At 48.4% G+C, this 25127-nt stretch carries 20 protein-coding genes; 16 read left to right on the top strand and 4 right to left on the bottom strand.

Annotated elements, in window-relative coordinates:
* Positions 1–631: 631 nt before the first annotated feature.
* The 3 genes from ACJJI1_RS01935 to ACJJI1_RS01925 all read left to right on the top strand — a co-directional run bounded on the left by ACJJI1_RS01935 (position 632) and on the right by ACJJI1_RS01925 (position 4210).
* A complete protein-coding gene (locus ACJJI1_RS01935) occupies positions 632–1471 on the top strand; it encodes a GH12 family glycosyl hydrolase domain-containing protein (protein ID WP_444958383.1) in 840 nt (279 codons plus the stop codon).
* 192 nt (positions 1472–1663) lie between these two features.
* Positions 1664–2044: a macro domain-containing protein gene (locus ACJJI1_RS01930; protein ID WP_444959355.1), complete on the top strand. Its 381-nt coding sequence runs from the start codon at positions 1664–1666 to the stop codon at positions 2042–2044.
* A gap of 225 nt (positions 2045–2269) precedes the next feature.
* Positions 2270–4210 (top strand): hypothetical protein, encoded by a 1941-nt coding sequence (locus ACJJI1_RS01925; protein ID WP_444933892.1) that lies wholly within the window; start codon positions 2270–2272, stop codon positions 4208–4210.
* Between the two features lie 270 nt (positions 4211–4480).
* On the opposite strand, the gene ACJJI1_RS01920 is transcribed toward ACJJI1_RS01925, so the two are convergent.
* Entirely contained in the window at positions 4481–5149 is a 669-nt protein-coding gene (locus ACJJI1_RS01920; protein WP_444958382.1) for a FecR family protein, read from the bottom strand.
* A gap of 550 nt (positions 5150–5699) precedes the next feature.
* Between ACJJI1_RS01920 and ACJJI1_RS01915 the strand changes: the two genes are divergently transcribed.
* A complete protein-coding gene (locus ACJJI1_RS01915; protein WP_282933761.1) occupies positions 5700–6488 on the top strand; it encodes a TauD/TfdA family dioxygenase in 789 nt (262 codons plus the stop codon).
* A 3-nt stretch (positions 6489–6491) separates the two neighbouring features.
* Positions 6492–7262: a sulfite exporter TauE/SafE family protein gene (locus tag ACJJI1_RS01910; RefSeq protein WP_444958381.1), complete on the top strand. Its 771-nt coding sequence runs from the start codon at positions 6492–6494 to the stop codon at positions 7260–7262.
* A gap of 42 nt (positions 7263–7304) precedes the next feature.
* Here the strand turns inward: ACJJI1_RS01910 and ACJJI1_RS01905 are convergent, their stop codons facing one another.
* Positions 7305–7910 (bottom strand): tRNA-uridine aminocarboxypropyltransferase, encoded by a 606-nt coding sequence (locus ACJJI1_RS01905; RefSeq protein ID WP_444958380.1) that lies wholly within the window; start codon positions 7908–7910, stop codon positions 7305–7307.
* 31 nt (positions 7911–7941) lie between these two features.
* On the opposite strand from ACJJI1_RS01905, the gene ACJJI1_RS01900 reads away from it, so the two are divergent.
* The gene (locus ACJJI1_RS01900; protein WP_444958379.1) at positions 7942–8376 is read left to right on the top strand and encodes a GNAT family N-acetyltransferase; all 435 of its coding nucleotides are present in this window, start codon (positions 7942–7944) and stop codon (positions 8374–8376) included.
* A 162-nt stretch (positions 8377–8538) separates the two neighbouring features.
* Here the strand turns inward: ACJJI1_RS01900 and ACJJI1_RS01895 are convergent, their stop codons facing one another.
* Positions 8539–11271 (bottom strand): discoidin domain-containing protein, encoded by a 2733-nt coding sequence (locus ACJJI1_RS01895; RefSeq protein WP_444958378.1) that lies wholly within the window; start codon positions 11269–11271, stop codon positions 8539–8541.
* Between the two features lie 517 nt (positions 11272–11788).
* A complete protein-coding gene (locus ACJJI1_RS01890) occupies positions 11789–13822 on the bottom strand; it encodes a glycoside hydrolase family 16 protein (RefSeq protein WP_444958377.1) in 2034 nt (677 codons plus the stop codon).
* A gap of 709 nt (positions 13823–14531) precedes the next feature.
* Here ACJJI1_RS01890 and ACJJI1_RS01885 point away from each other — a divergent pair.
* The 10 genes from ACJJI1_RS01885 (at position 14532) to ACJJI1_RS01840 (ending at position 24973) form a co-directional block, all read left to right on the top strand.
* Entirely contained in the window at positions 14532–15044 is a 513-nt protein-coding gene (locus tag ACJJI1_RS01885; protein WP_444911309.1) for a CinA family protein, read from the top strand.
* 174 nt (positions 15045–15218) lie between these two features.
* Positions 15219–16253, top strand: a complete 1035-nt coding sequence (gene recA, locus ACJJI1_RS01880) for a recombinase RecA (protein ID WP_282933754.1) — start codon at positions 15219–15221, stop codon at positions 16251–16253.
* Positions 16254–16739 (top strand): regulatory protein RecX, encoded by a 486-nt coding sequence (locus ACJJI1_RS01875; RefSeq protein WP_444958376.1) that lies wholly within the window; start codon positions 16254–16256, stop codon positions 16737–16739. It begins immediately after the preceding gene.
* Between the two features lie 99 nt (positions 16740–16838).
* Entirely contained in the window at positions 16839–18317 is a 1479-nt protein-coding gene (gene glpK / locus ACJJI1_RS01870) for a glycerol kinase GlpK (protein ID WP_444958375.1), read from the top strand.
* Positions 18318–18365: 48 nt separating this feature from the next.
* Positions 18366–19376: a class I fructose-bisphosphate aldolase gene (locus tag ACJJI1_RS01865; protein ID WP_444958374.1), complete on the top strand. Its 1011-nt coding sequence runs from the start codon at positions 18366–18368 to the stop codon at positions 19374–19376.
* A 39-nt stretch (positions 19377–19415) separates the two neighbouring features.
* Entirely contained in the window at positions 19416–20249 is an 834-nt protein-coding gene (locus ACJJI1_RS01860) for an alpha/beta hydrolase (RefSeq protein WP_444917871.1), read from the top strand.
* 139 nt (positions 20250–20388) lie between these two features.
* Positions 20389–20574: a Trm112 family protein gene (locus ACJJI1_RS01855; protein WP_108734085.1), complete on the top strand. Its 186-nt coding sequence runs from the start codon at positions 20389–20391 to the stop codon at positions 20572–20574.
* Positions 20575–20578: 4 nt separating this feature from the next.
* Complete coding sequence (locus ACJJI1_RS01850) at positions 20579–20926, top strand: histidine triad nucleotide-binding protein (RefSeq protein ID WP_413662882.1); 348 nt, start codon at positions 20579–20581, stop codon at positions 20924–20926.
* A 72-nt stretch (positions 20927–20998) separates the two neighbouring features.
* Entirely contained in the window at positions 20999–23608 is a 2610-nt protein-coding gene (gene alaS, locus ACJJI1_RS01845; RefSeq protein WP_444958373.1) for an alanine--tRNA ligase, read from the top strand.
* Between the two features lie 132 nt (positions 23609–23740).
* Positions 23741–24973 (top strand): aspartate kinase, encoded by a 1233-nt coding sequence (locus ACJJI1_RS01840; protein ID WP_413662880.1) that lies wholly within the window; start codon positions 23741–23743, stop codon positions 24971–24973.
* Positions 24974–25127 lie beyond the last annotated feature (154 nt).

Below are 25127 nucleotides of genomic sequence, written 5' to 3'. Positions count from 1 at the left end.
TGTCTGATAAGCAGTTCAATAGTTGAGACGGTGTCGACTATTCCAAACAGGAACGCGCTGAAGTTCGCAAGCGCAAGAAGGAGCTGCATGAAGCTCGACAAGAGGTTGAGTTTCTTGAAAAGGTTGCTGCGTACTTTGCGAACCACCAAGAGTAAAGTACGCACTGATACAAGAGCATTTAGGGGCATTCCCGGTTAGCTTGATGTGTCGGTGTTTAAAAGTTTCAAGATCGGGTTATTATCGATGGCGGGGGCGGTTGCCACCTTCTGTGCTTTTCTATTCGGGTTATGCCTAGTGAGTGTCTGTCACATTCATACTTGTTTACGATCTTTATAAGCCGGCTCAGCAGCGAAATTTGGCATACAAGGCCTTCGGTGGCCGCCGAAGATACGGCTCAATTTATCCATGAGTGGAACGGGTTTTCAAAATTAGAGTTAGGCAAGAATAAATATATAAACGTATATTGTTTTCCTCTATTGCAGCTGGGCAATATATGTTATGTACCAGTTGCCGCAAATATGAATGTTGGAGCTAATATTGGAAGATAAATATCTTATTTTTTACCAATAATAAAGAATTGAGTAGTTTAAGAGTTAAAATGCTATTTTGTAAATTACTGGGAAGTGAAGTTTTGAGATTTTTATTGTATTTTTTTATTATTTTGACTGCTTCTTGTGCTACTAAAGTTAGTAATGGTTCGGGATGGGTAAAGCCAGAAACTACAACTATCAGCTGTGAAGACTTTCACAATGTACCTACCAAGCTGGGTATCGTGACTAATAACGTTTGGAATAAATATGCTGCAGAAGATGACCCTTGGTTCCAATGCTTGGAGAAGCGACTGGTAGAGGGGGAGTTACAATTTGGTTGGTCATGGTCTTGGCCTTTGGATCGACGGGTAATTTACTCCCAGCCACAAATAAAAATAGGATCTTCCCCCTGGGCGCCGGAGCCTAAGTTTGATGATGCATTCCCCTTAAAGATATCCAGTCTGGCGAATCTTGATATTTCACATCATACAGAAAGTAAGTCGAGTGGAGATTATAATACGGCTACGACGATGTGGTTAATTTCTGAAGCTTATAGGGGGCGTGAACCAAATCGTTCAGTAATAGCTGCTGAAATTATGATCTGGACATATTTTACTGACGGACATTTCAATCCTGCAGGGATAAAACATAGTGAGGTATCAATTAATGATTCAGTATGGGAGGTTTGGTACCATAAGAATTGGAAGGATATGTCGGGAGTAAATGATAATAATTGGGTGTATGTATCATTTAGGGCCAAGCAACCTTCCATGATTGCCACTATTCCTGGTTTGGAATTACTGAATTACGCAGTTCGAAATGGTTTAATCCCCCAGGGTCTATTTATTGCCGATATAGAGCTTGGGAATGAAGTTATGAGTGGCTCCGGAATTACATGGGTAAAGGATTTTACAGTTGATTATCAGGTGAGAGAATTGTGAATTTGTAGATACTGTTGATTATATATTGCTACAAGTTTCTTTTCTTTTGAAGGTCGAGATACCTATTCTGCCAGAAAAAAATCTATTTTTTTGATAAATCCAAGCAGCTTGTGAAAGCTTGGATTCAAGTATTTGAAGATGTTGAAATTGTAGGCGTTTTCGAGGGTGATTTTTTCCGAGTCAGCTGATGCTATGGTTAGCCCTCTCAATAGCTTCGGAATTGTGGATGGAGGGTTGGATCTGTCAGTTAAGGATAGGCTCGGTTTTCAAGTAGAGGATCGGGTGGAAGAGCGGATTGAATCTGACTTTCATGGAGAACTCCCGATAGGATCAGCTGTATTAGTACCTACCTCTCATGAAAATTGGCCATATTTAATATCAGCTCCAACTATGCGCGTGCCGGAAGATGTTTCCAGTACGCTAAATGCATATTATGCTTTTCGAGCAATCTTAAACTCTGTGCAGCTATTTAATCGATCAAACTCCCCGGAGAGAATTAACTCGATTCTATGTCCTGGCCTGGGAACAGGTATAGGTAACTTATCGGCTAGGCGTTGTACAGGCCATATGTGAGCAGCCTACAACTCCTTATCCAAGCCTTCAAGAATATCCAATTATACAGAAATTCATGCAATACATAGAGGGCTGCAATTAGCTTACTAGTGCATAGCAAGTATCTTTATAGAAAGTGAGTGAAAAATAGTCAGGAAAGCCTTAAGCTGCGTTGAGTTGAGAAGTACATCTTCTTTTAGCAGATTAAGGCTTTAGGCATAAGTACCAGTACTAAGGGGATACTCTATGGCGTTTGATTACGGCTCGATTGATTTGGGCCTGAAGAACCCTTTTAAGAAAGAAGGCCGGGTTACCGCAATTAGGGGGGGAGTTCAGTTTCTTGTTGCCCTAACCTTGCTGTTTACCGCTGCTGGCCAAGTAAAGTCGGACCCCGTAAGTGGTTGGGTGCTTGTCGTAATGGGGGCAATCCTGCTGGTCGGCGGTATCAGGGCTCTATCAGGCGGCATTTTGGCCTTATTGCGCTTCTTTGTTGGTCGAAATCATCCGGTATCATTAGCTTTTAACCATTCTAAATCTGAAACGAGTACGGCATCAGAAGAGAAAAATGAAGTGGCTTATACCGCTTCCGGCTTAGAAGAGATGTTAGTTGGCCGTAAGAATCCAACCTTTCTAGAGCCTAAGGGCTTTTTGGCTCGGGTATTACACAGTATCTTCCCTAAATTGCTTTATATGCCATACCCCATTCGAAATATGGCTCAGGCACAGTTTGGCGCATGGGTAAGTACGTTAACTGTCTTGCTCTCTTATGTCATTGTCGCTTTTATTTGTCTCAGTGGTTTTGCTGGTGATATGGGGGAAAAGCTATTCCCGATGTACTCTGCCATCGCTTTACTTTATACATTGATTGTATGGCACTCTGCGAGTAAAGGTATTTCGCGGGAAGCCCAGAAAAGTGTAGCGAGTCTTACGGGGGGAAGTATTGCAAAAACGATATTATTTTCGATTGTGGTGCCCCTGTTACTGGGATTGGGGTTAAGCTTAGGCGTTGAGGCTTTTAAGGGAGAAGGTACTACTTCCCTAGATGAAATAATCAGTGTGTCCAGTGTATTGACTGAGGCTTTACCGAGCTTTAGCCCGTTCTTGTATATTCTTGGGGTTATATTTGTAGGCGCTGCTTGTAGTTTCGCTGTTGTCTATATGCTGCGCTTTAGAAGCGAAATTGCAAACCCGGTCACTGAGGTTTCTGAATTAAGGGATAACTGGCAGGAATCGGTTCACCCGAAGGAAATCTTTATAAACTTGGATAACCTTGTGATGGCAAATCGTCGTTATAAGGAAGTGCCCAATCGTATTTACAGAGAGCTTGACCCTAAACTTGAAGAGCAAGTGGATGGTAAAGGTTCATTCAATGGGGAAATGATACAGGAAGTACAACCTACCGTTCGTCCTGTTAATTTGGGTGATAAATTCAAGCTGATTCGCGATATTAGTCTTTTCGCAGGTAATGGGCTCTATATCGTTGTTACTGCGCTAGCTATTTGGCTGGCATACTCTTTGATTGATGTTATTCACTTCTTTCAGCCGGAATCTCTTACAGCCATTAAACAGGAGTTTGGCGCCTTAGATGAGGAAGCTGGCCGCTTAGCTCTGCTAGAACAGTATATTTCAGCAGGCGGCGCTCTCTGTATGACGCTAATTCACCTGCTATTGATAGGATTTATTCTTAATACATTTGCTCGCTTGTTGGTCAATGCGGCACATATCTTCTTTGCTGAGATGCAGTTTGAATCACTATTGGTGTATTTTAAATGCGAAGGGACATTCACTGAATCTAAGATCTCAACGGGCACTGGAATACACGACAGTACTCGTTCTGAAAATGTACTAGTCAGAAGCTCGATTACGCCTTGGGTGATAGTAACCAGGGTTGTCTCAAGTACATTTGCCGCATCTGGCATGAGAAACTTGGAGTATCCAAGGCATATACTTGAAATGCACAAGTCTGAACGCGACTTATCTGAAATCAGGGATGACGTAATTAGTTTCTTGAAAGATAGAGAGTCTATTGCCTCCATTACAAGCAGCAGAGACTTGGAAAACACTTCGAATATTCATGCTATTAATCAGCAAAGTCGCGCTCTGCCAATGACAGAACAGGGACAATTAGCTCAGGATGAAAATGCGGCTGGTTATTTGAGGCAAGAAGATAAGGACACGGTTGAGTAGGATTTACAGCCTTTTCTTTGGCTCTACTGTCACTTACTTTGAGTGAAAGTGATAAAAAAAGCTGGCAAGGTTCGGAGTCTCTGGACCAGAAAGAGAATTCCTGGTACCCCTTGCCAGCTGAGGGTACTAGGCTAGCAAATTACGTATTTTTAGTAATACTGAGCCCCTAAGATTGACCGTATTTGCTGGTAGAATTACAGAAAAGTACTGTTTTATCTTTATTGTTAGGTACACAGGACCACTTTTGTTGGTATTTAACAAGCTAGGTTATTATTCTGGAAGCAACTCTAGCACTGTGTGAGACTCTTCTTTTGTGACTTTCAGGTTATAAAATTTGCTCAGACAGAGGACGGTATCTTCTATATGATTCAGGTCATAAACTCCACTAACAAGTAGTCTACTAGTGTTCTGGTCTCTCGTCACAAGTGGGGTATTTGTAAAGCGATTTAGCGATATTAGGAGTTCTGTTAATCTGATGTTATCAGCCTTTGTAAATCCACTTCCCCAATCCTTATAGCTGGAAACCTCAAAATCTTTGATTGCACCGGTGTTGTGCTCAGTTACTTTGAGCATCTCCCCTTTCTTTATTTCGGCGCGATTTTTATTTTGTTTTATCGGGCTGACAGTGATATTCCCTTCGAGAACAGTGACTTCTGTTACTCCATATCGCTGGTCAATATTGAAAGTGGCTTTATGTGTACGGATCAATGCTTGTCGTGATTCTACTATAAATGGCCAGGTTACCTCTTTACAAATACTTATTTGGGCCTCCCCATTTAATAGACGTATGCGTCTGCGTGTCTCTGAATAATTGACGAGTACTTTAGTTGTGGCGCTCAACTTTATATGGCTGCCATCGGGGAGGGTTTGTTTAGATATTTCCTTGGGAGCTGTTTGGTAACGGCATTTAAATGGCTCCCGTGTCTTTAAATCTTCCATACTTTTCCCCTCGGCTTGGCTCGAAAGCAGAATTGGTCCTTATAACTGGGACCTTAGTTCGCTTTATATATTTTATTGTTAGCGCCTGACTTTTTATTATTCCACCTAATTGGAGAATTAATAGGGCATGCTTATCTCCGATACTGGCTCTTATCTTGCGACGCTTTCTTTTCTTTTTTAAGGGGGATTTGTTGTGATTTTATTAAATGGTAAAGATATTTCACTGTGGTTTTTCCGTACTACGATAAATTTTATCTGTTTGGAGGTAGGTTATCTTGGCCTGAACCGGGGATTGTTGCTGTTTTGTGAAAAAAACAGGGGGCTTATTAGGGGGCCTGGGTTACTTTGTGATAGGCGATTCAGAGAGTTTCCACGGGGACACTTACTATTTCGATGTAAAAGAGCTTTAAACGCCATCAGGGACTAAAGTTGGAGGCGTATGAGTTTGGTACATGTGTGATATTTGGCATAAAGATTGCTCCTTTTATCTTGTGGGTAGAAGTTCATATTGTGGGAATCGTAAAGGAATTGTTCATCAAGGGAGCTGAAAATGTCGTCACTCTATTTTTCATCGCATGCCATGCCACTTAGAGTCCCAAGTTACTGCTGCTTTGAACTTGGGTCCTGTTCGGACATAGAGTATGAAAGTTATAAGATAGCCTTGTTTAAAAAGGGGATTGCGCTTATCCATCTAAAATTTTCTGATGATTCTGCTGAAGTGATGGAGGATATTGTCAATACCATTGGGTTGGTACATGAGCATGATTCTATGGGGCGAACGGTTTGGGATGTGAGGATTGGTGGTGAGACAGGCGATGAGGCATTGGCTATATCTCATAGTGATAGAGAATTCTTCTTGCACAATGACGGTGCTTTTGAATCGGAGATGCCTGGCTACTTTGGTCTCTTCGTTGTGCACGCTGATATGCATGGAGGTGGAGAAAATATTCTTGTCTGTGCCGACAGGATAATCGAGAGCCTCTCCGATAAAACTTTCCAGGTGCTTTCAAGTAGTAAGTTTAAACTGCGTGTTCCTGAAGAGTTTCGCAAGTCGTCTGAGTTTATAGAGGCATCCTTAATTGATGAGAGCCATGGTTTCAGATACAGGTATGATATTATCGAGCGTGAGTATTGCTCTTCAGATGAGCTTGATGCTTTACGTGAGCTGGAGCTAAAAATATCGTTGCCACATAATATGTTTAAGGTTAGGTTGAATAATAATCAGATATTGTTGTTGGATAATCGACGATACCTTCACGCAAGAACTGGAATAAAGGATAGGAAAAGGCACCTTAAACGAATACGTTTTAATATGCCTGCTATATCGAGGGTTGCTTAACGGGTGGTCATAGAGACAATTATAGTTGGGTTGTTGCTTATTTTGATAGCAGGTATGGCTCACGGAGCATTGGGGTTTGGTTTCCCAATGCTTGCGACGCCTATTCTGGCACTTGCTTATGATTTGAAAACGGCAGTGGTGTTAACCATCTTGCCGTCGCTTTTTGTAATTATATCCAGTCTTTATAAGTGCCGAGATTATAGGACTAATTTTTCTAAATATAGTTTAGTAATATTATTGGTGTCTCTTGGAAGCCTTACCGGAACATGGCTGTTAACCTGGGCAAATCCGGATATTCTCAAGTTGCTACTGGCGGTATCAATCTTAATTTACCTGTTTTCCAATCGTTTAAGGGGTTATCTGTCCAAATTCTCCAGTCGGCCAGTACTTTTTCCTGTCATTATGGGCGGCTTGGCGGGGGTGATTGGCGGCGCGACTAATGCGATTGCGCCTCTACTGATGATTTACTTATTGGAAGTTGCCAAGTCTTCAAAGGAGGTAATCCTTATTTCCAATATTTGTTTCTTGATTGGTAAGCTGATACAGCTTTCTGTGCTTTCAGTTTACTTGAGTTTTGATGATTTGGAGTTGATGTCGCTATCTGCAATTACCGTATTTGCATATTTTGGACTAATTATCGGATTTAAGCTTCAATCGAAGATTGATGAAGAACGATATCGTTCGATTATTCGGTATGCCTTATCAATTTTTATGTGTGTGCTGACTTATCAGGGAATTTCTAATTTGGTATTTCCTGATGGTGCGATTGTTTAGGTTCTCTACTTGAGGCCTCACTGACTGTGATTATCAAACGCCCTAAGCTGGCTCTACTGAATAGCTCTGCTGTTGCAGGCTAATCATCTTTTCAAATGGTTTCAGAAGCTTGGAATACTCATTTTTATCTTCAAGTTGAGCCATAGCCAAGGCAATACTTTCAATGGTTGACAGACCATCCGCAACGGTGGTTTTCCGAATAGCGTAGTTGGATTTCAAGTCCCCACTGAGATTGACTCTTGGAAGCTGTTGTAGCTTGGGATTCAGGTGAAGAATCTTTTTAGATTTTTTCCAAGTCGCATCAATAACAATTAGCTGTTCAATCTTTTCCAGCTGATTCTGGTGGCTAGGGATATTATTCCCTTCAGCTAATCGGGGTGTTTGGGGTAGCCATGATAGTGACGGATAGAGTAGAGCGCTGGGTGTATCGAGTAGCCTTTCCAACTGTTGATTAGGAAGAGTTTCAGAAATAAGCATTTCACTGTTATTTAAACACAGGTTCGCCATACGCCCGGTATTGAACGGGTGCTTCTCTTCATGTGGGTGCTGTATGATCACCACTTTTATGGTATTAGCCAGGCTCACCAACGCACTGCAGTAGCAGACATTGGGCGGGCGCAGGCAGGTGCTACAGGTCTCTCTGGGCATTTTTCTACTTCAGGGGTACAGGGGCAGGTTTATGGCGAAAACGCAGCCTTCTAATAGTGTTCAGTGGCTGGCAGATATAGAGATTCCGCTAGCGAACAAATTTTATCGCATGTATGGATTTCGTGGCAAAGCCAAACGCCATGAGGACTGCGGGATAGTACGCGGCGAACGGGGGGAGGTGATTGCCTGCGGTTATTTGCGGCGCTATGAGACCTTTAAGCTCCTGGCCGGAGTTGCTGTTGCACCAGATCATCAAGGGCAGGGTGTTGCAAGGCAGCTGTTGATGCTCCTTGCTGAACGTTTTGATAGTGACACCTATACATTTCCCTACGACCACCTAGAGCCTTTTTACTCCTCTTTGGGGTTTGAGAGGGTTGAAGTGAATGAGTTAAGTGGCCCTGTTGGGGATTTATTCCGCGGTTACGTGAAGCAGGGGCGCTCGATTCTGGCGATGGTCTACCGTTAGCCTTGGGAAGGTTATTATTTTCAGGTTGGCTTTGAATTAGAAAGAATTACTGTGAAAAGGTGTGTAGTACCTCTAGCTTTGGAATTTTAGTTCTTTCGGTGGCAGTTTATAGGTAGGGCAGCACTGTAAAAGTGCTGCCCGAGTTGCTACTACCAGCTGCTATTAGTAAGTGCTAATTTCCCAAATGGAGTAGCCGTACACGGTATTGCGTTCGGTGCAGTCAATCTTCAGGTAACGGTAGTTTCCCTCTACGGTGATTGCGTCGGTGCGTTCACCGGTTCCCATTCCAGAAAATGACTCAACAGTTGTCCAGTTGCTACCATCGGTACTGCCGAGCAGAGTGTAGGCAGCCGCATTGGCAGTTTCCCAGTCGATATTGAGGGTGCCAATGGACTGTACAGAGCCCAAGTCATAAGTCAGGCTGACATTGTCTACACCGTGGGCGCTCTCCCAGCGGGTATTGCTATCTCCGTCGATTGCCAGTTCAGCACTTTGCAGTTCAGAGGTTGCAGAGATACTTGAAGCCTGACCGTCGCCACCAGTTAAGCCCAGCTCCCAGATGGAGTAGCCATAGCTTGTGCTGCGCTCAGTGAAGTACAGGCGCACATATCGATAGCTTCCACTCAGGGAGTGCTCATCGGTTCTCTCTCCGGCGCTGCCGCCACTAAAGCTGGCCAGTGTGGTCCAGGAAATAGTGTCGTTACTGCCTTGTACCGTATAGGTCGCAGCGTTGGCGGTTTCCCAGTCGATTGTCAGGGTGTTCAGAGCTTCTGCCTCACCCAGGTCCAGTAGCACCCATACTGAGTCACCGCCATGGGCGCTTTCCCAGCGGGTGCTGCTGTTATCATCAACTGCATTTGCGATGGGCTGGATTTCGTTGCTGGCGGTGACGGTAGCCTGTGCAATCAGGTCCTGGCTGCCAGCTTCACCGCTATCGCCAGAGCCTTCGCCGTCGTCCTCGTCGCCTCCACTATCGGAATCGTCACCGGAGTCATCGTTGCCGCCAGTACCGCCAGAGAAGTAGATATTGTCGATCTCGATATCGCTGATTTCTCCATCTACGCCTAGAAGCTCGAATAGTTGAACTACGTTAGACATGTCTACTTCGTCACTGAAGTCGCTTACGGGGATAGAGATCTGGTGCCACTGGCCATCCCGTGCGAAACCGTAGGGGTCGGCGCCATTGGCAAAGTCAATCCACTTTTGTTCTACATCGTCAATGCTGCCGCTCTTCATGCCGATCTTAAAGGTCGTGGTGGAGCTGCTTTTCAAAGCAAAATTGAGCGTGGCGGTATCGTTGTCGAAGGCTGACATGTCGTAGTAATAGTCAGCAGTGAAAGCCATACCAAACCAGCCAGCACCTGCGGAGGTGTAGGACAGGGATTCAGAACCTTCGTAGGGAGAAGGAGAAGTTTCGATCAGGGTTTCGCCCCAGATATACAGATTGCCATCAGTGCCCAGTTCGAAACTGGAGTCGGCTTCGGTGTTTTCACTGTATAGGGAGAAGGTGCCGCTTGGTGTGTTTTTTTCGACGCTCTCACTAAAGTATATATCGTCAATGGACAGGGTGAAGGCTTCTGACGGTCCATCGCCGCGTACCATAAATGCCTGGCTAATGGTGTTGTAGTCCACCCCAAATTTGCTCAGGGGGATACTCACCTCGTGCCATTGCCCATCCCGTTCCAGGCCAAAAGTATCGCCTTCTACGCTCAGGTCCACCCAGGAATCACTACCGCTGGTACTGTTGATACCGATGCCGATTGTCTCTTCGCTAGTGGTTTTCATGCGGAAGTTTAGGTGACCATTTTGATAGTTCATCAAATTCAGGTCGTAGTGCATCCATACACCCATGCCATACCATTCGCCGGTATCGATTTGGAACTCCAGGGCATCACTCTCATCGACGCTGGATTGGCTTTCCATATTGTTCCAGACGTAGAGCTCGATATCAGTTCCAAACGTCAGGGATTCGGAAATATCGCTGCTGTCCCCGAACACGCCCAGATTGCCGCTTTTTGCAGTATCGGTAGCCAGGGAGAGCTCGGTACTGTAGCTGCTGTCATCGTTGTCGTAGATACGTACGTAGTCAACATACATCTTTGCGGGCATTGGGGCAGTGATCTCGCTGTTGTCATAGATCTGCGGGAAGATGCCGCCTACTGCCAGGTTGAGAATTAAAAAGTTATGCTGGCGAAATTCATCGAATGCGGAATCACTGGTATCCGTCAAAGCTGCGATTTGGTTGGATTCGTCGTCCACCCACATAACGATGCTATCGGGCGTCCAGGTCATGCCGAAGATATGGTAATCCTCAGTGAGGTCGGAGCTGGAACCGAAGTCCTCAACCAGGTTTTGCGATACACCATAATCTGCTTGCCCGGTGTAGTCGTCGGACTCGTGCCACCAGTGGAAGGCTCCGGAAATTTCAGAATTTACGACGCCGGCTTCTAGCGCCTCGGCCATACCCGCTTCGAGAATATCCAGTTCGCCACAGGCTGGCCAGCCGGCTTGACCGTAGTCGCTGCCCAGTTGCCAGAATGCTGGCCATAGTCCCGCATCCAAATCCGGCAATTTAATTCGAGCTTCAATGGTTCCGTATTTGTAGGACAGACGCCCGAGAGACTTTAGGCGAGCAGAAGTAAAACTGCCGTCACTTTCCTGTACGGCCTGAATAATCAGGTTGCCGTCTTCGACATAAGCGTTGTCGCTGTCATCGGTATAATTTTGTAACTCGTTGTTACCCCAGCCGGAGTTGCCAACATCGTAGGTCCAGACGGAGGTGTCGATAGTGTCTCCGTCAAAATTATCTTCCCAGACCAAAGTTTTTGCATTGGCTATTGAGGACACAAAGGTGCCGACAATAGCTGCGGCTATCGCTGATTTTTTAATAATCATAATTTTCTTTCGTTGTTAATTATTTATAAGAATAAAATGCCTGATAGGAATGGTGTGACTCAGTCAAATGTTACTTGTGGATTTAATGAATGCAGATTACTTAAATTGTAATTGCCTAAAATTCACGCGAAAAACAGGCGCTGGTCACGGGCAAAGCCTAGCAAAACGATTGTTCCACAGGAAAGCGAATCTGGACCCCTTATCGCAGTTGTAGTCCTGCTTATCGCATACACTTGAAAAATTATTTTCTTGTAATTTTTTTACAAGAAAATAAATTCCTTTTTGTGTTTTTGTTTGCAAGTGTTTTGTGCGGGAATTCTGTTTTTGGTCTTTCTGTGTTGGGCAAAAGTGCAAGCAAATTTAATCTGGATTTATTGTTGTTGCGCTTTCCCTCACACAGGATCATATCTTTAAAAGATAATATCTGACGGCAGACAGGGCGGGTTTTGATGCTGGTGAAAAAATTGGGTGGCGTAAAAAAGAAAAGGGCGCTGCTATTTAGCGGCGCCCTTGTTTTTTAATGTCTACGGGGTCCCTGTGCGCATCGTGCAGGCGGGATGCAGTTCCCATGGCGATGCTTGTGCCTTTTATGATGAGGGCGGCACTTGTGGGAGTGTGGACGACAGTTGTCATTACTATCGCTGTCTGAGCTTCCGCCGGAGAAATAGATATCGTCAATTTCAATATCGCTGATATCTCCATCAACGCCCAGTAGCTCAAATAGTTGGATAACATTTGACATATCTACTTCATTACTGAAATCAGAAACGGGGATTGATACCTGATGCCACTCGCCATCCCGCGCGAATTCATAAGGATCGGAGCCGCTGGAAAATTCAATCCACTGCTGGCCAATATCGCTGACGCTACCGCTCTTCATGCCAATCTTAAAGGTGGTTTCTGAGCTGGTTTTCAGGGCGAAATTCAGCGTTGCAGTATCATTATCGAAGGCGGATAGATCGTAGTAGCTGTCGGCAGTAAATGCCATTCCAAACCAGCCGGCCCCGGAGGAGTAATAGGAGAGGGATTCTTCACCTTCGAATGGGGTTTGAGTGGCCTCCAGCAGGGTATCGCCCCAAATATACAGGTTGCCATCAGTTCCCAGTATGAAAGTTGAATTGGCCTCTGTAGTTTCGGTGTAGAGAGAAAAGACACCGGTTGGGGCTGTTTTTTCCACACTTTCGCTAAAGTAGATATCGTCAATGGATAGGACAAAATCTTCAGAGGCGGCATCACCTCGAATCATAAATGCCTGACTGATAGTGTTGAAGTCCACTCCCAATTTACTCAGGGGGATACTTACCTGATGCCATTCGCCATCGCGCTCCAGGCCGTAGGTACCATCACCATCCACCAGGTCTACCCAGGCATCTCCGCCACCAGTACTGGAAATACCAATACCGATAGTTTGGCTGCTGGTGGTTTTCATTTTGAAATTGAGATGACCGTTTTCGTAGTTCATTAGGTTTAGGTCATAATGCATCCAGAAACCCATACCGAACCATTCACCAGCGGTAATATCAAACTCGAGGGCTTCATCACCCTCGGCAGCTTCGGCGCTGACAGTAGCTGACATGCTGTTCTGGTTCCAGACATACAGCTCGGTATCGGTGCCGAGCTCCAGGGATTCGGAGAGGTTACTGCCCTCGGAAAATACGCCGATATCACCTGTTTTGGCAGTGTCTTCTGCCAGGGAGATTTCTGTGCTGTAGCTGCTGTCGTCGTTATCGTAGATGCGAACATAGTCCACATACATTTTGGCGGGCATCGGTGCGGTGATTTCACTGTTAGCGTAAATCTCTGGGAAGACGCCACCTACCGCTAAGTTCAGGATCAGGAAGTGGTGTTGACGGAACTCGTCAAATGCGGGGTCTTCACTGCCGATGCTAATAATTTCATTGGCTTCGTCGTCGACCCACATGACGATGCTGTCCGGTGTCCAGGTCATACCGAAAATATGGTAGTCCTCAGTGAGGTCAGTGCTGGAGCCAAAGTCATCAACAAGGTTTTTCGATTGACCGTAGTCCGCCTGGCCGGTGTAGTCATCGGATTCATGCCACCAATGGAAAGCGCCGGAAACTTCTGAGTTGACCGTGCCGGCACTGAGAGCGTCGGCCATGCCCGCCTCGAGAATATCCAGTTCGCCGCAAGCGGGCCAGCCCACTTGGCCGTAGTCGCCACCCAGCTGCCAGAAGGCAGGCCACAATCCGGCATCCAGGTCAGGTAATTTAATGCGGGCTTCAATGGTGCCATATTTATAAGTCATACGACCCAGGGATTTCAGGCGGGCGGAAGTAAAACTGCCGTCGTCGTTTTGCAGTGCTTGAATAATAAGGTTGCCATCTTCAACATAGGCATTGGCGCTATCATCGGTGTAGGTTTGAAGCTCATTGTTACCCCAGCCTGAGTTGCCCACATCGTAAGTCCAAACGGACTTATCAATACTGTCGCCGTCGAAATTATCTTCCCAGACCAAAGTTTTTGAATTGGCAAGTGAGGACACACAGGCGCCTACAATAGCAGCCGCGATCGCTGATTTTTTTAAATTCATGATTTTGTCTTTCTTTAATTATCTATGGGGGTGCCAACTTCATTGTATTTTTATAATGGCGGTGATCTGCCACGATGATTAATGCTTGTTGGGCTTGGGGATTTATCTGCTTTTTTATTGTGATATTTATATATTCAGTACAGCAGTAACAGACTAACAAAAAGCCGATTGTTGCATAGGGAAAGCCCGGGCCCTTTATCGTGAGACTGGTCCAGCTTATCGCATATACAAAATTTTTCTGCTTTAAAATTAGAATCAGCCAGTGCGTATTAATGTGTTTTTACATTGTTTACGTTTTTATTTTTAAATTTGTTGTTGCTTATTGGGTTGCCCGCTTGAAATTATTTGCTGATTTAAGACCCCTTTTAAAATTTAAATTCTAATTTGAAGGTGGGCCGGCGGCGGAAATTAGAATTGGCAATTTGGCTCCCATAGGTAGTTTTATTTTCTAGAGTGCTGCCGCCGCTTGCGAGCGCTTCGACAGCGTGAGGTTTATCTTTTGGTGTCGGCGCCGGTGTGCAGCCGGCGTGGATTGAGTTTTTAAAGGGGTTGCGGCTTCACCACTGAGGGGCGGTTGTATATTCGGTATGGGGCAGCTTACTTAGAATGGAATTTGCAAGATTGCCGCAGGTCGGCACCCAGAATAAGAGCCCGCTTCTGTGCTGTAATATTCGGTTGTGGCCCTGGAGCGGTTGAATAGGAAGAAACGGTGGAATACAGAGAGATAACTGAGCTTGCCGGAGAGTTGGGCGGGGAGCTGGAAAAGAGAGATTGGCGTGTGACGTCGGCAGAATCTTGCACCGGTGGTGCGATTGCGGCGGCTATTACCTCTATAGCAGGTGCTTCGAATTGGTTTGATGGATCGATCGTGAGCTATGCGAATCGCATCAAGAACGGTGTTCTGGGTGTCGACAACGATGATCTCAAGCAGTTTGGGGCAGTGAGTGAACCGGTCGCCCGGCAGATGGCTTGTGGGGTTCTGGCGATGATGGATGCCAATCTCGCCGTTGCGGTCAGTGGTATCGCGGGGCCTGATGGTGGCACTGCCGAGAAGCCGGTAGGTACGGTTTGGATTGCCTGGGCCCATGCGGAGGGGCAAGAGCCAGTGCAGATTGATGCGAAGTGTTTTCTGTTCAGTGGTAACCGGGCAGAGGTGCAATCGCAGACGGTCGTTGAGGCGATGAAGGGAATGTTAAGGATTGTTCGTGAGCACCCGGTTTGAACTTGTCCGCTGGGTCAATCTTTGTTCGTTTGCCCCGGCTTCAGACTTCTTTTTGAAGTGAGGCTCACTCAGTCTGAAGCTGGTACTCAGTATATGGAATTACTGGTTGCCTATACAGTAATCCTTCGTTAAGCTTGCCACCACTCAATTCAGCTCAGAAATACGGGAATGGTCATGGATTCCAATAAAGACAAGGCATTAAAGGCGGCGCTATCTCAGATTGAACGTCAGTTCGGTAAAGGCACTGTGATGCGTATGGGAGACAAGGAGCGCGAGCGTATTCCTGCGATCTCCACCGGCTCCCTCGGCTTGGATGTGGCCCTGGGTATAGGCGGCTTGCCGCGTGGCCGTATCGTTGAAATCTATGGACCAGAATCTTCCGGTAAGACCACCCTCACCTTGCAGGTGATTGCCGAGGCCCAGCGCAAGGGTGGCACTTGTGCTTTCGTGGATGCAGAGCACGCCCTCGACCCTATCTACGCTGAAAAACTGGGTGTTAACGTCGATGAGCTGATCGTATCCCAGCCGGATACCGGTGAGCAGGCGCTGGAAGTTGCCGATATGCTAGTGCGCTCCGGTGCCGTTGATGTGCTGGTAGTAGACTCCGTTGCGGCCCTGACCCCGCGCGCTGAGATCGAAGGTGAGATGGGTGATTCCCACGTGGGCTTGCAGGCTCGTTTGATGTCCCAGGCTCTGCGTAAGCTCACTGGTAATATCAAGAACACCAACACCCTGGCGATCTTCATTAACCAGATTCGCATGAAGATCGGTGTTATGTTCGGCAGCCCTGAAACCACTACTGGTGGTAATGCCCTCAAGTTCTACTCTTCTGTGCGTTTGGATATCCGTCGTATCGGTTCCGTTAAAGATGGCGATGAGGTGGTGGGTAACGAAACCCGAGTGAAGGTGGTTAAGAACAAGGTCGCTCCTCCGTTTAAGCAGACCGAGTTCCAGATCATGTATGGCGAAGGCATTAACATGATTGGTGAGGTCGTCGATTACGGCGTGAAAATGGGGCTGGTGGATAAAGCCGGAGCCTGGTACAGCTACAAGGGTGACAAAATTGGCCAGGGCAAGGCGAACGCTACCAAGTTCCTGCGCGATAACCCCGATATTCGCAACGAGATTGAAGGCCAGTTGCGTGCGCAGCTGCTCGGTGATTTAGTGCCTGCGACCCCTGAAGAGGCTGCGGAATTACCGGAAGAGTAAATGCCGTACTCAAAAGCGGATTTTTCCGTTGATCCAGCTCAAGCGCTTTTCAGCGCGGCGCTTGAGCTGTTGACCCGCCGCGAGCACTCCCGCCATGAATTGAGGCAAAAGCTCGCGGCAAAATTCCCCAGCGCCGATTTCGACACGCTTTTTGAGCGACTACACGAACTCAACTATCAATCCGATCAACGCTTTGCCGAAGTTTTTGCCTGCTCCCGTGTCCAGCGCGGTCAGGGGCCGATGCGTATTCGCCAGGAGCTACAGCAGCGTGGCGTGCGCGGTGAACTAATTGCCCAGGCGCTGGACCAGTTGGAAGTGGATTGGTTTGAGTTAGCTGCGGAAATGCTTCAGAGAAAATACCGGGCCCCTATGAGCGCAGAGCTTCCACGGGATCAGTGGATGAAGGAGCGAGCGCGGCGCCAGCGATACCTGGCTTACCGGGGCTTCCCCACAGATGCGATTAGCTGGGCGCTGGACGGCAATTGATCGGGCTTATACTCTGACTACTACCTGAATGACTGGTCGATAGGTTTCGGCCATTTTTCAGGTACAGAAAGAGACTAAAAGAATAAGCGCGAGAACCCTATGATCCTGTCTATTGACCAGGGCACCACTGGTACCACGGCCTTTATCTTCGATAGTAAAGGCCACCTGATTGGTCGCAGTTACTCGGAAATTCCCAATCGTTATCCCCAGCCTGGCTGGGTTGAGCAGGATGCGGAAGAGATTTGGTCGGTAACTCTCCGGGTTTGTGCCGCAGCACTCCAGCGCGCTGGTGTTCGCGCGTCGGATATCACCGCAGTGGGAATTACCAACCAGCGCGAGACCACGATCGTCTGGGATAGGTATACCGGCGAGCCGGTTTTTCCTGCGATTGTGTGGCAGTGCCGGCGCTCGGCAGAGGTATGCCGGGAGTTGGGGGAACTCGGCAGATCTGATTGGTTGCGAGAGCGCAGTGGCCTATTGCTGGATGCCTACTTTTCCGCGAGCAAGTTGACCTGGCTGTTCCGCCGCAACCCGGATCTACTAACCCGAGCTCAAAATGGCGACTTGTGTTTCGGCACCGTAGATAGCTGGTTGATCTGGAAAATGAGCGGTGGCAAAGCCCATCTCACCGATCACACCAATGCCAGCCGTACCCTCCTGTACAACATAAAAGATAAAGCCTGGGATAGTGAGCTGCTGAATTTTTTCCAGTGCCCGGAATCTATTCTCCCCAGAATTTTACCGTCGGCTGGCCACTTTACCGATACAGACCCCCACGCTTTTCTCGGCACATCGGCTCCGATTTGTGGTGTTGCCGGGGATCAGCAGGCAGCACTGTTTGGCCAGGGTTGTACCGAGCCCGGTAGTATAAAAAACACCTACGGAACTGGTTGCTTTATGCTGGCTTTTGCCGGCGAGGATCGCCCGGAGCTACCCCAGGGGTTGCTGGCTACAGTGGCCTGTAATGCCCAGGGTAATCCGGCCTATGCCGTAGAGGGTTCAGTTTTCACAGCGGGCTCCGCTATACAGTGGCTGCGGGACGAGATGGGAATGATCCAGCAGGCGGTGGATACCGAAATCATCGCCCAGAGTATTCCTCATACCCGCGGCGTTTATCTTGTGCCTGCATTTAGTGGACTGGGTGCGCCGCACTGGGACCCATCGGCACGGGGGACTATTTGCGGCTTGAGTCGGGGGGCTGGTCGAGCTGAGGTGGTGCGTGCCACTTTGGAATCTATAGCTTACCAGAGTGATGAGCTGGCTCGTTTGATGGAGCAGGCCTTGGGCTTGCCGATTACCCATATGCGTGTGGATGGGGGTGCTTGCGCGAATAATTTCCTAATGCAATTCCAGGCGGATGTTTCCTCTTTGCGTGTTGAACGGCCCCGGCAGATTGAGTCCACAGCTATTGGTGCTGCGTTGCTGGCTGGTATTGGAAGTGGAACCTGGCGACCAAAGGAATTACCGGAGTGTTTGCAGGAAATTGAACGGGACTTTATGCCGGCAATGACTCAGGCGGAGAGGGAGCAGTTGTTGACTGGTTGGCGGAGGGCGGTAAAAGCCTGTAAAGCTTTTTAGGCTGGACCGCCTATCCTCTTAGCGTAATAACCTAAGGGAGGGGTAGAGATGTCACATATCGATATGCTGGAGGAAACTGTAGCAACTTTGGTCGATGGTCAAAGAGGCATCCTGGCTGCCGATGAGAGTGGCGGCACTATTGCCAAGCGCTTTGCCACGATTGGAGTGGATTCCACTGAGAAAAACCGGCGCGACTACCGTGCTGCGCTGCTGTCCTGTAAGGGGTTGGGTGAATGTATCAGTGGCGTTATTTTGTTCGAGGAAACTCTGGGGCAAAAAGATACTGAGGGCCAGCCCTTGCCCCAAGTCGCTGCGTCACAGGGGATAGTGCCGGGCATTAAGGTGGATAAGGGCAAGGGCCCTCTGCCTGGAGCGCCTGGGGATATGATCACCTACGGGCTGGACGGATTATCTGAGCGATTGCAGCAATATAAAAAGCAAGGAGCTCGCTTCGCCAAGTGGCGTGAAATCTATCCTATAGGCCATCACAACCCCACGGGCCTGGGGCTTACCGCAAATGCTGAGATGTTGGCCCGCTATGCAGCGGTATGCCAGGCCGAAGGGGTGGTTCCTATTGTCGAGCCAGAGGTTCTGATGGACGGTGAGCACGATATAGAGCGCAGTGCGGCGGTAAATGAGCGGGTTTGGCACTCTGTGTTCCACGCTCTCCACCAGCACGGGGTAATACTGGAACTGATGTTGCTCAAGCCCAGTATGGTAACCCCTGGTGCGGAGGCGGAAACGGCTGATCCTGAGCAGGTGGCCGAATATACCCTGCGCAGCTTGCGGCGAACGGTCCCCGCAGCAGTGCCGGGAATTAACTTTCTTTCCGGGGGGCAGGGGGCAGAAGAGGCCACAGCCAATCTTAATGCAATGAATCAGCAAGGTGGTGGCCCCTGGCAGCTGAGCTTTTCCTATGGGCGCGCACTTCAAGAGCCAGCACTCGCTGCTTGGCAAGGGCGCCCGGAGAATGTTGAAGCAGCCCAGGAAGCGCTACTTAAACGGTCCCGTATGAATCATTTGGCCATGCTGGGCAGGTACCGCGAAACCCTGGAATAGCAAATAGCTAGCAAAATAATAATCAATAAGGAGATTGCAATGGAGTTTGTCACCAGGGGAGTGACGCTGTATTACCGGCGCTGGTGGGTAGAAGAAGCTGTGGGTGTGGTGGTTATATCCCACGGGTTGGGAGAGCACAGTGGGCGTTACATTGAGCTGGCAGAAGATCTCAATCGAGCAGGGTACAGTGTCTATGCCCTAGATCATTATGGCCATGGATTGTCGGATGGGAAGCGCGGGGATATTGAGGATTTTGCACTTTATAGTGAGGATCTAAATGAATTTATCTCTTTGGTAAAAAGTGGAAACCCCGGACTTGGGATGCACCTTCTTGGCCACAGTATGGGAGCTGTTATCGCTTGTGGCTGTGCTATTCGATATAAATCTGTCGACAGTTTAAATCTTTCCGCACCGGGTTTTCGCGGTAAAAGTGAGCCGAAAGGCCTTCTGCTATGGCTCGCGCTATTTTTGGCTCGCTGGCTTCCGGGGTTGGCTCTTTCCAGCCAGATAAATAGTCAGTGGATATCTCGTAGTCCAGATGTGGTCAAGCAGTATGTCAGTGATGAACTTGTACATCACAGTATCTCTCTGCGCTGGTTTAAGACTTTTTTGCAGGAGCGGGAGTTTTTATCTGGCCGGTTGGATGGGATATCCATGCCTTGCCTTCTGTTATTGCCGGAATCAGACCATATTGTCGATGTGGAACTCAGTCGCAAGTGGTTTGGTCAGGTGGGGTCAAAAAACAAGCAGTTGCACTGTTTCTCAAGGTCTTACCACGAGGTATTTAATGAAATAGAGGAGGGACGTTTAGCTCGGGAGCTGCTACTTAGCCATCTCAATTCTGTTTCAGTAGAGACTGCTTCTGTCATATAAGGGTAAAAAAGCGCAAAGCTAACAGGTGGCGCAGCAGAAGCTATGGCGAATACCGTGTAAAAGCGTATGAAGCATTGTATGATACGCGGTCATTTTTGCCCCTCGGAAGTATTACCGAGGGAAAATAGTGGGGTGGAACATGGATAAAAAGTTGCTGAGCCTGTTGGTATGTCCGGTGAGTAAAGCGCCGCTTGAATACCGGGAGGACACTCAGGAGTTGGTCTGCAAGGCCAGCGGTCTAGCCTATCCGGTGCGGGACGGTATACCGGTAATGCTGGAATCTGAAGCGCGGCAGCTGACAGCCGAGGAAAAGCTGGAAAAGTAAACCAATGGGTGAACCCAGCGTTTTCAGTCAAATTATCTCGGGAGATATCCCTGCTGAGATGATCTACGAGGACGACCAATGTGTCGTTATTGAGGATCGCGCGCCACAAGCGCCGACCCATCTCCTCATTATCCCACGCAAACCCCTAGTGAATTTATCCGCTGCTCAGGCTGAAGATAAATCCCTGCTCGGCCACCTTATGTGGCTGGCGGCAGAACTGGGGCGCAAGCTGGGGCTCGAGGGCTATCGACTGGTAGTTAATAACGGTCGAAGCGCAGGTCAAACCGTTTTTCACCTGCATGTTCACCTGCTTGCCCAAAAAAGAATGCCCGAACAGGGGCTGGCACAGTAGTGGAACAGAAGTGACACCGTGTCACTGACGCCAATCAAATAAAACTCAACTAACGAAGTGGAATTACGCCGGATGAAAAGCGCACAGATTCGCGACGCCTTTCTGAATTATTTTGCTGAGCAGGGCCATGCCATTGTGCCCTCCAGCTCCCTGGTTCCGGGCAATGACCCGACGCTGTTATTCACCAATGCCGGCATGGTGCAGTTTAAGGACACCTTCCTGGGGCAGGAAAAGCGTTCCTACAATCGCGCCACCAGTTCACAGCGCTGTGTACGTGCAGGAGGCAAGCATAACGACCTTGAAAATGTCGGTTACACCGCACGGCACCACACGTTTTTTGAAATGCTCGGTAACTTTAGCTTCGGCGACTACTTCAAGCGCGAAGCGATTCGCTTTGCCTGGGAGTTCCTGACCAAAGTATTGAACTTGCCGGAAGAGCGTCTCTGGGTAACCGTACATATCAGCGATGATGAAGCCGCTGATATTTGGCTGAAGGAAATGGGAGTGAGTGCCGAGCGCTTCTCCCGTCTCGACGAGGATAACTTCTGGCAGATGGGTGACACTGGTCCCTGCGGTCCAAGTTCTGAGATTTTCTACGATCACGGTGCCGATGTGCCCGGCGGCCCTCCCGGTTCCGATAATGACGACCTCGATCGCTATATCGAGATCTGGAACCTGGTATTTATGCAGTATGAGCGCACCGCTGATGGTGAACTGCACCCACTGCCCAAGCCCTCAGTGGATACCGGCATGGGGCTGGAGCGTATTGCCGCCGTAATGCAGGGAGTACACTCCAATTATGAAATTGACTTGTTCCAAGCGCTGCTGAAAGCGGCGGGAGAAGTGGTTGGCTGCAGCGACCTGGAAGAGAAATCCCTGCGAGTGATCGCCGACCATATTCGCTCTTGTTCATTCCTGATTGCCGATGGCGTAATGCCTTCCAACGAAGGCCGTGGATTTGTACTTCGCCGCATTATTCGCCGCGCAGTGCGCCATGGCCACAAACTTGGGCACAAAGATATCTTCTTCTACAAGCTGGTAGAAGCGCTTGCCGAGCAGATGGGTGACGCATACCCGGAGCTGCGTGAAAAGCAGCAGCTGATTGAGAATGCGCTGCGCAAAGAGGAAGAGCAGTTTGCGAAGACTCTGGATAAGGGAATGGCGCTGCTAGAGGATGCCCTGGCTTCCCTCGAAAGCAGTGAGATCCCCGGTGAGTTGGTATTTACTCTGCATGATACTTACGGCTTCCCGACAGACTTAACCCAGGATATTGCCCGTGAGCGCGATCTATCCCTGGATATGGATGGGTATGAAGCTGCTATGGAAGCCCAGCGCCAGAGAGCTCGCGCTGCCGGTAAATTTAAACAGGACTATACCGACGTCCTCGAACTGGAAGGGGCTACAGAGTTTCTCGGTTACAACGCGACCGAGGCAACAGGCAAAGTGTTGGCCATCGTCAAAGGTGGTGAGCAGGTTGAGCGCCTGGAAGACGGTGAAGAGGGTGCAATTGTTCTGGATAGGACCCCCTTCTACGCAGAGTCCGGTGGTCAAGTAGGTGATAGTGGCTATTTGAGTTCCGGTGATGCCCGCTTTGAAGTGCGTGATTGCACCAAGCAGAGCGCGCACCATTTGCATACTGGTAAGGTGTTGAAGGGGGGCATCGCTGTGGGCGAAACCCTTGAGGCAGTCGTATCTGCAGATGTTCGTCAATCCACCGCCCTGAATCACTCTGCAACCCATCTATTACATGCCGCCTTGCGCAAAGTGCTGGGCGAGCATGTCACCCAGAAGGGCTCCCTGGTGGACTCGGAGCGCCTGCGCTTTGACTTCTCCCACCCCGAAGCTGTAACGGCAAAGCAGCTGCACGCGATTGAATTCCTGGTTAATAGTCAAATTCGCGCAAATACCCCAGTTGAAACTCACGAAACCGATATTGAGTCTGCAAAAGCGATGGGCGCTATGGCTCTGTTTGGCGAAAAGTACGGCGATACTGTGCGTGTACTTTCCATGGGCAAAACCGATGACAAGGCTTTTTCCGTTGAGTTGTGTGGCGGTACTCACGTGAAGCGCACCGGTGATATTGGTTTGATTCGCATTGTTGGGGAAAGCGGTATTGCTTCCGGCCAGCGCCGAATCGAAGCGGTTACTGGCGCTCACGCAATGTCTTTGTTTGATCAGGCGCAGCAGCGTCTGGAGCATGTAGCGACTCTGCTTAAGGCGCGTCCGGACTCCTTGGCTGACAAAGTTGAACAGTTGCTGCTTAACAATCGAAAACTGGAAAAAGAGATTGCCCAGTTAAAAACCAAGTTGGCCAGTGGTGCTGGCGGAGACCTTTCCGCTCAGGCCATTGAGTTGGCGGGCTTTAAGTTGCTGGCAACCTCTATTGATGGAGCTGACCCCAAATCACTGAGAGATCTGGCGGATCAAATGAAGAATAAGCTGGGCAGTGGCGTGGTGCTGCTGGCGGCTCCGGGAGACGAAAAGGTGGCTTTGGTTGCCGCAGTGACCCAAGACCTGACAGATCGTCTTTCTGCGGGTGACCTTATGCGCTTTGCTGCCGGGAAACTGGGCGGCAAGGGTGGCGGTCGAAAAGACATGGCCCAGGGTGGTGGAACCGATGTGTCCGCGCTCCCTAATATGCTGAAAGAAGTGCCAAATTGGATTGAGCAATCCTTAAACTAGTTAAGTTTTGTCAAATTCGTGGTCTGAATTCGTAGTTGAGTTGATTTCGCAGAGGTTTGGTGATTAAGTGCGCGCCTGCACGAGTTGGGCAGGAAGCGTACTTATTGTGGAGCTAAGGAAACACAGTAAGTTATGAGTTTGTTCGTGCAGAAGTATGGCGGGACTTCAGTTGGCTCAATTGAGCGAATTGAAGCTGTGGCCGATAAAGTCGCCGCGTTTCGCGCTCAGGGACATGACATGGTTGTCGTTTTGTCTGCCATGAGTGGTGAAACTAATCGCCTGATTGATCTCGCTTATCAAATCCAGGAAAAACCAGATCCCAGAGAATTGGATGTTCTGGTTTCCACAGGAGAGCAGGTCACAATTGCCCTTTTGAGCATGGCTCTGAAGAAGCGTGGTTATGACGCCTGTTCCTACACGGGTGGGCAGGTAAAAATTCTTACGGATAATGCTCATACCAAAGCTCGCATTCAAAGTATCGATGTGGAGCGAATGCGCACCGATCTCGATGAAGGCAAAGTCATAGTTGTGGCTGGTTTTCAGGGGGTGGATGACGACGGCAATATCACCACACTTGGGCGCGGCGGGTCTGACACGACGGGTGTGGCGTTAGCTGCGGCGTTAGATGCTACCGAGTGCCAGATTTATACCGACGTGGACGGGGTCTATACCACTGACCCTCGAGTGGTCGACAGTGCACGCAGACTCGATCGAATCACATTTGAAGAAATGTTGGAAATGGCCAGTCTTGGCTCCAAGGTTCTGCAGATCCGCGCCGTAGAGTTCGCCGGTAAATACAAGGTTCCCCTGCGCGTACTCTCAACTTTTGAAGAGGGTAACGGAACCCTGATTAGCCTGGATGAGGAAGATAACGATATGGAACAGCCAGTTGTATCCGGTATCGCGTTTAATCGCGATGAAGCAAAACTGACAATTCGTGGAGTGCCGGATACCCCTGGGGTTGCATGCCGAATCCTGGCACCGGTCGGCGCTGAAAATATCGAAGTCGACGTTATTGTTCAAAATATCAGTGCTGTCGATGGCACGACTGATTTCACCTTCACTGTTCACCGCAATGATTTAGGTAAGGCTCGTGATGTTTTAGAGCGAGTTTCTGCGGAACTTGGTGCGCGAGAGGTGATCACAGACGACAAGATCGCCAAGGTTTCTATTGTTGGCGTAGGTATGCGTTCACATGCAAATGTGGCAAGTCGTATGTTTAGTGCCCTGGGTGAAGACAATATCAATATCCAAATGATCACTACTTCTGAAATTAAGATCTCAGTGATTATTGACGAGCGTTATTTAGAGTTGGCTGTTCGGGCGCTGCATAGCGAATTTGAGCTTTCAGACAAAGAAAGGTAACGAGATTTTATAGCCGGCCTGCAGGCGGAAAAAACAACCAATTGCAATTCAGTGGCTCGACGTAGCATGCAACCTGTTGAGATTTTGTTCGACTGGTCAATACTGAAGAGTGTGAAGGTTAGTTTTTAGCCTTTTGTGCACCGCCATCCGGTTA

The organism is Microbulbifer maximicatervae (SeqCode), from assembly GCF_052467065.1.
The sequence above is the reverse complement of the archived record's forward strand: the minus strand, read 5'-3'. Positions and strand labels throughout refer to the sequence as shown.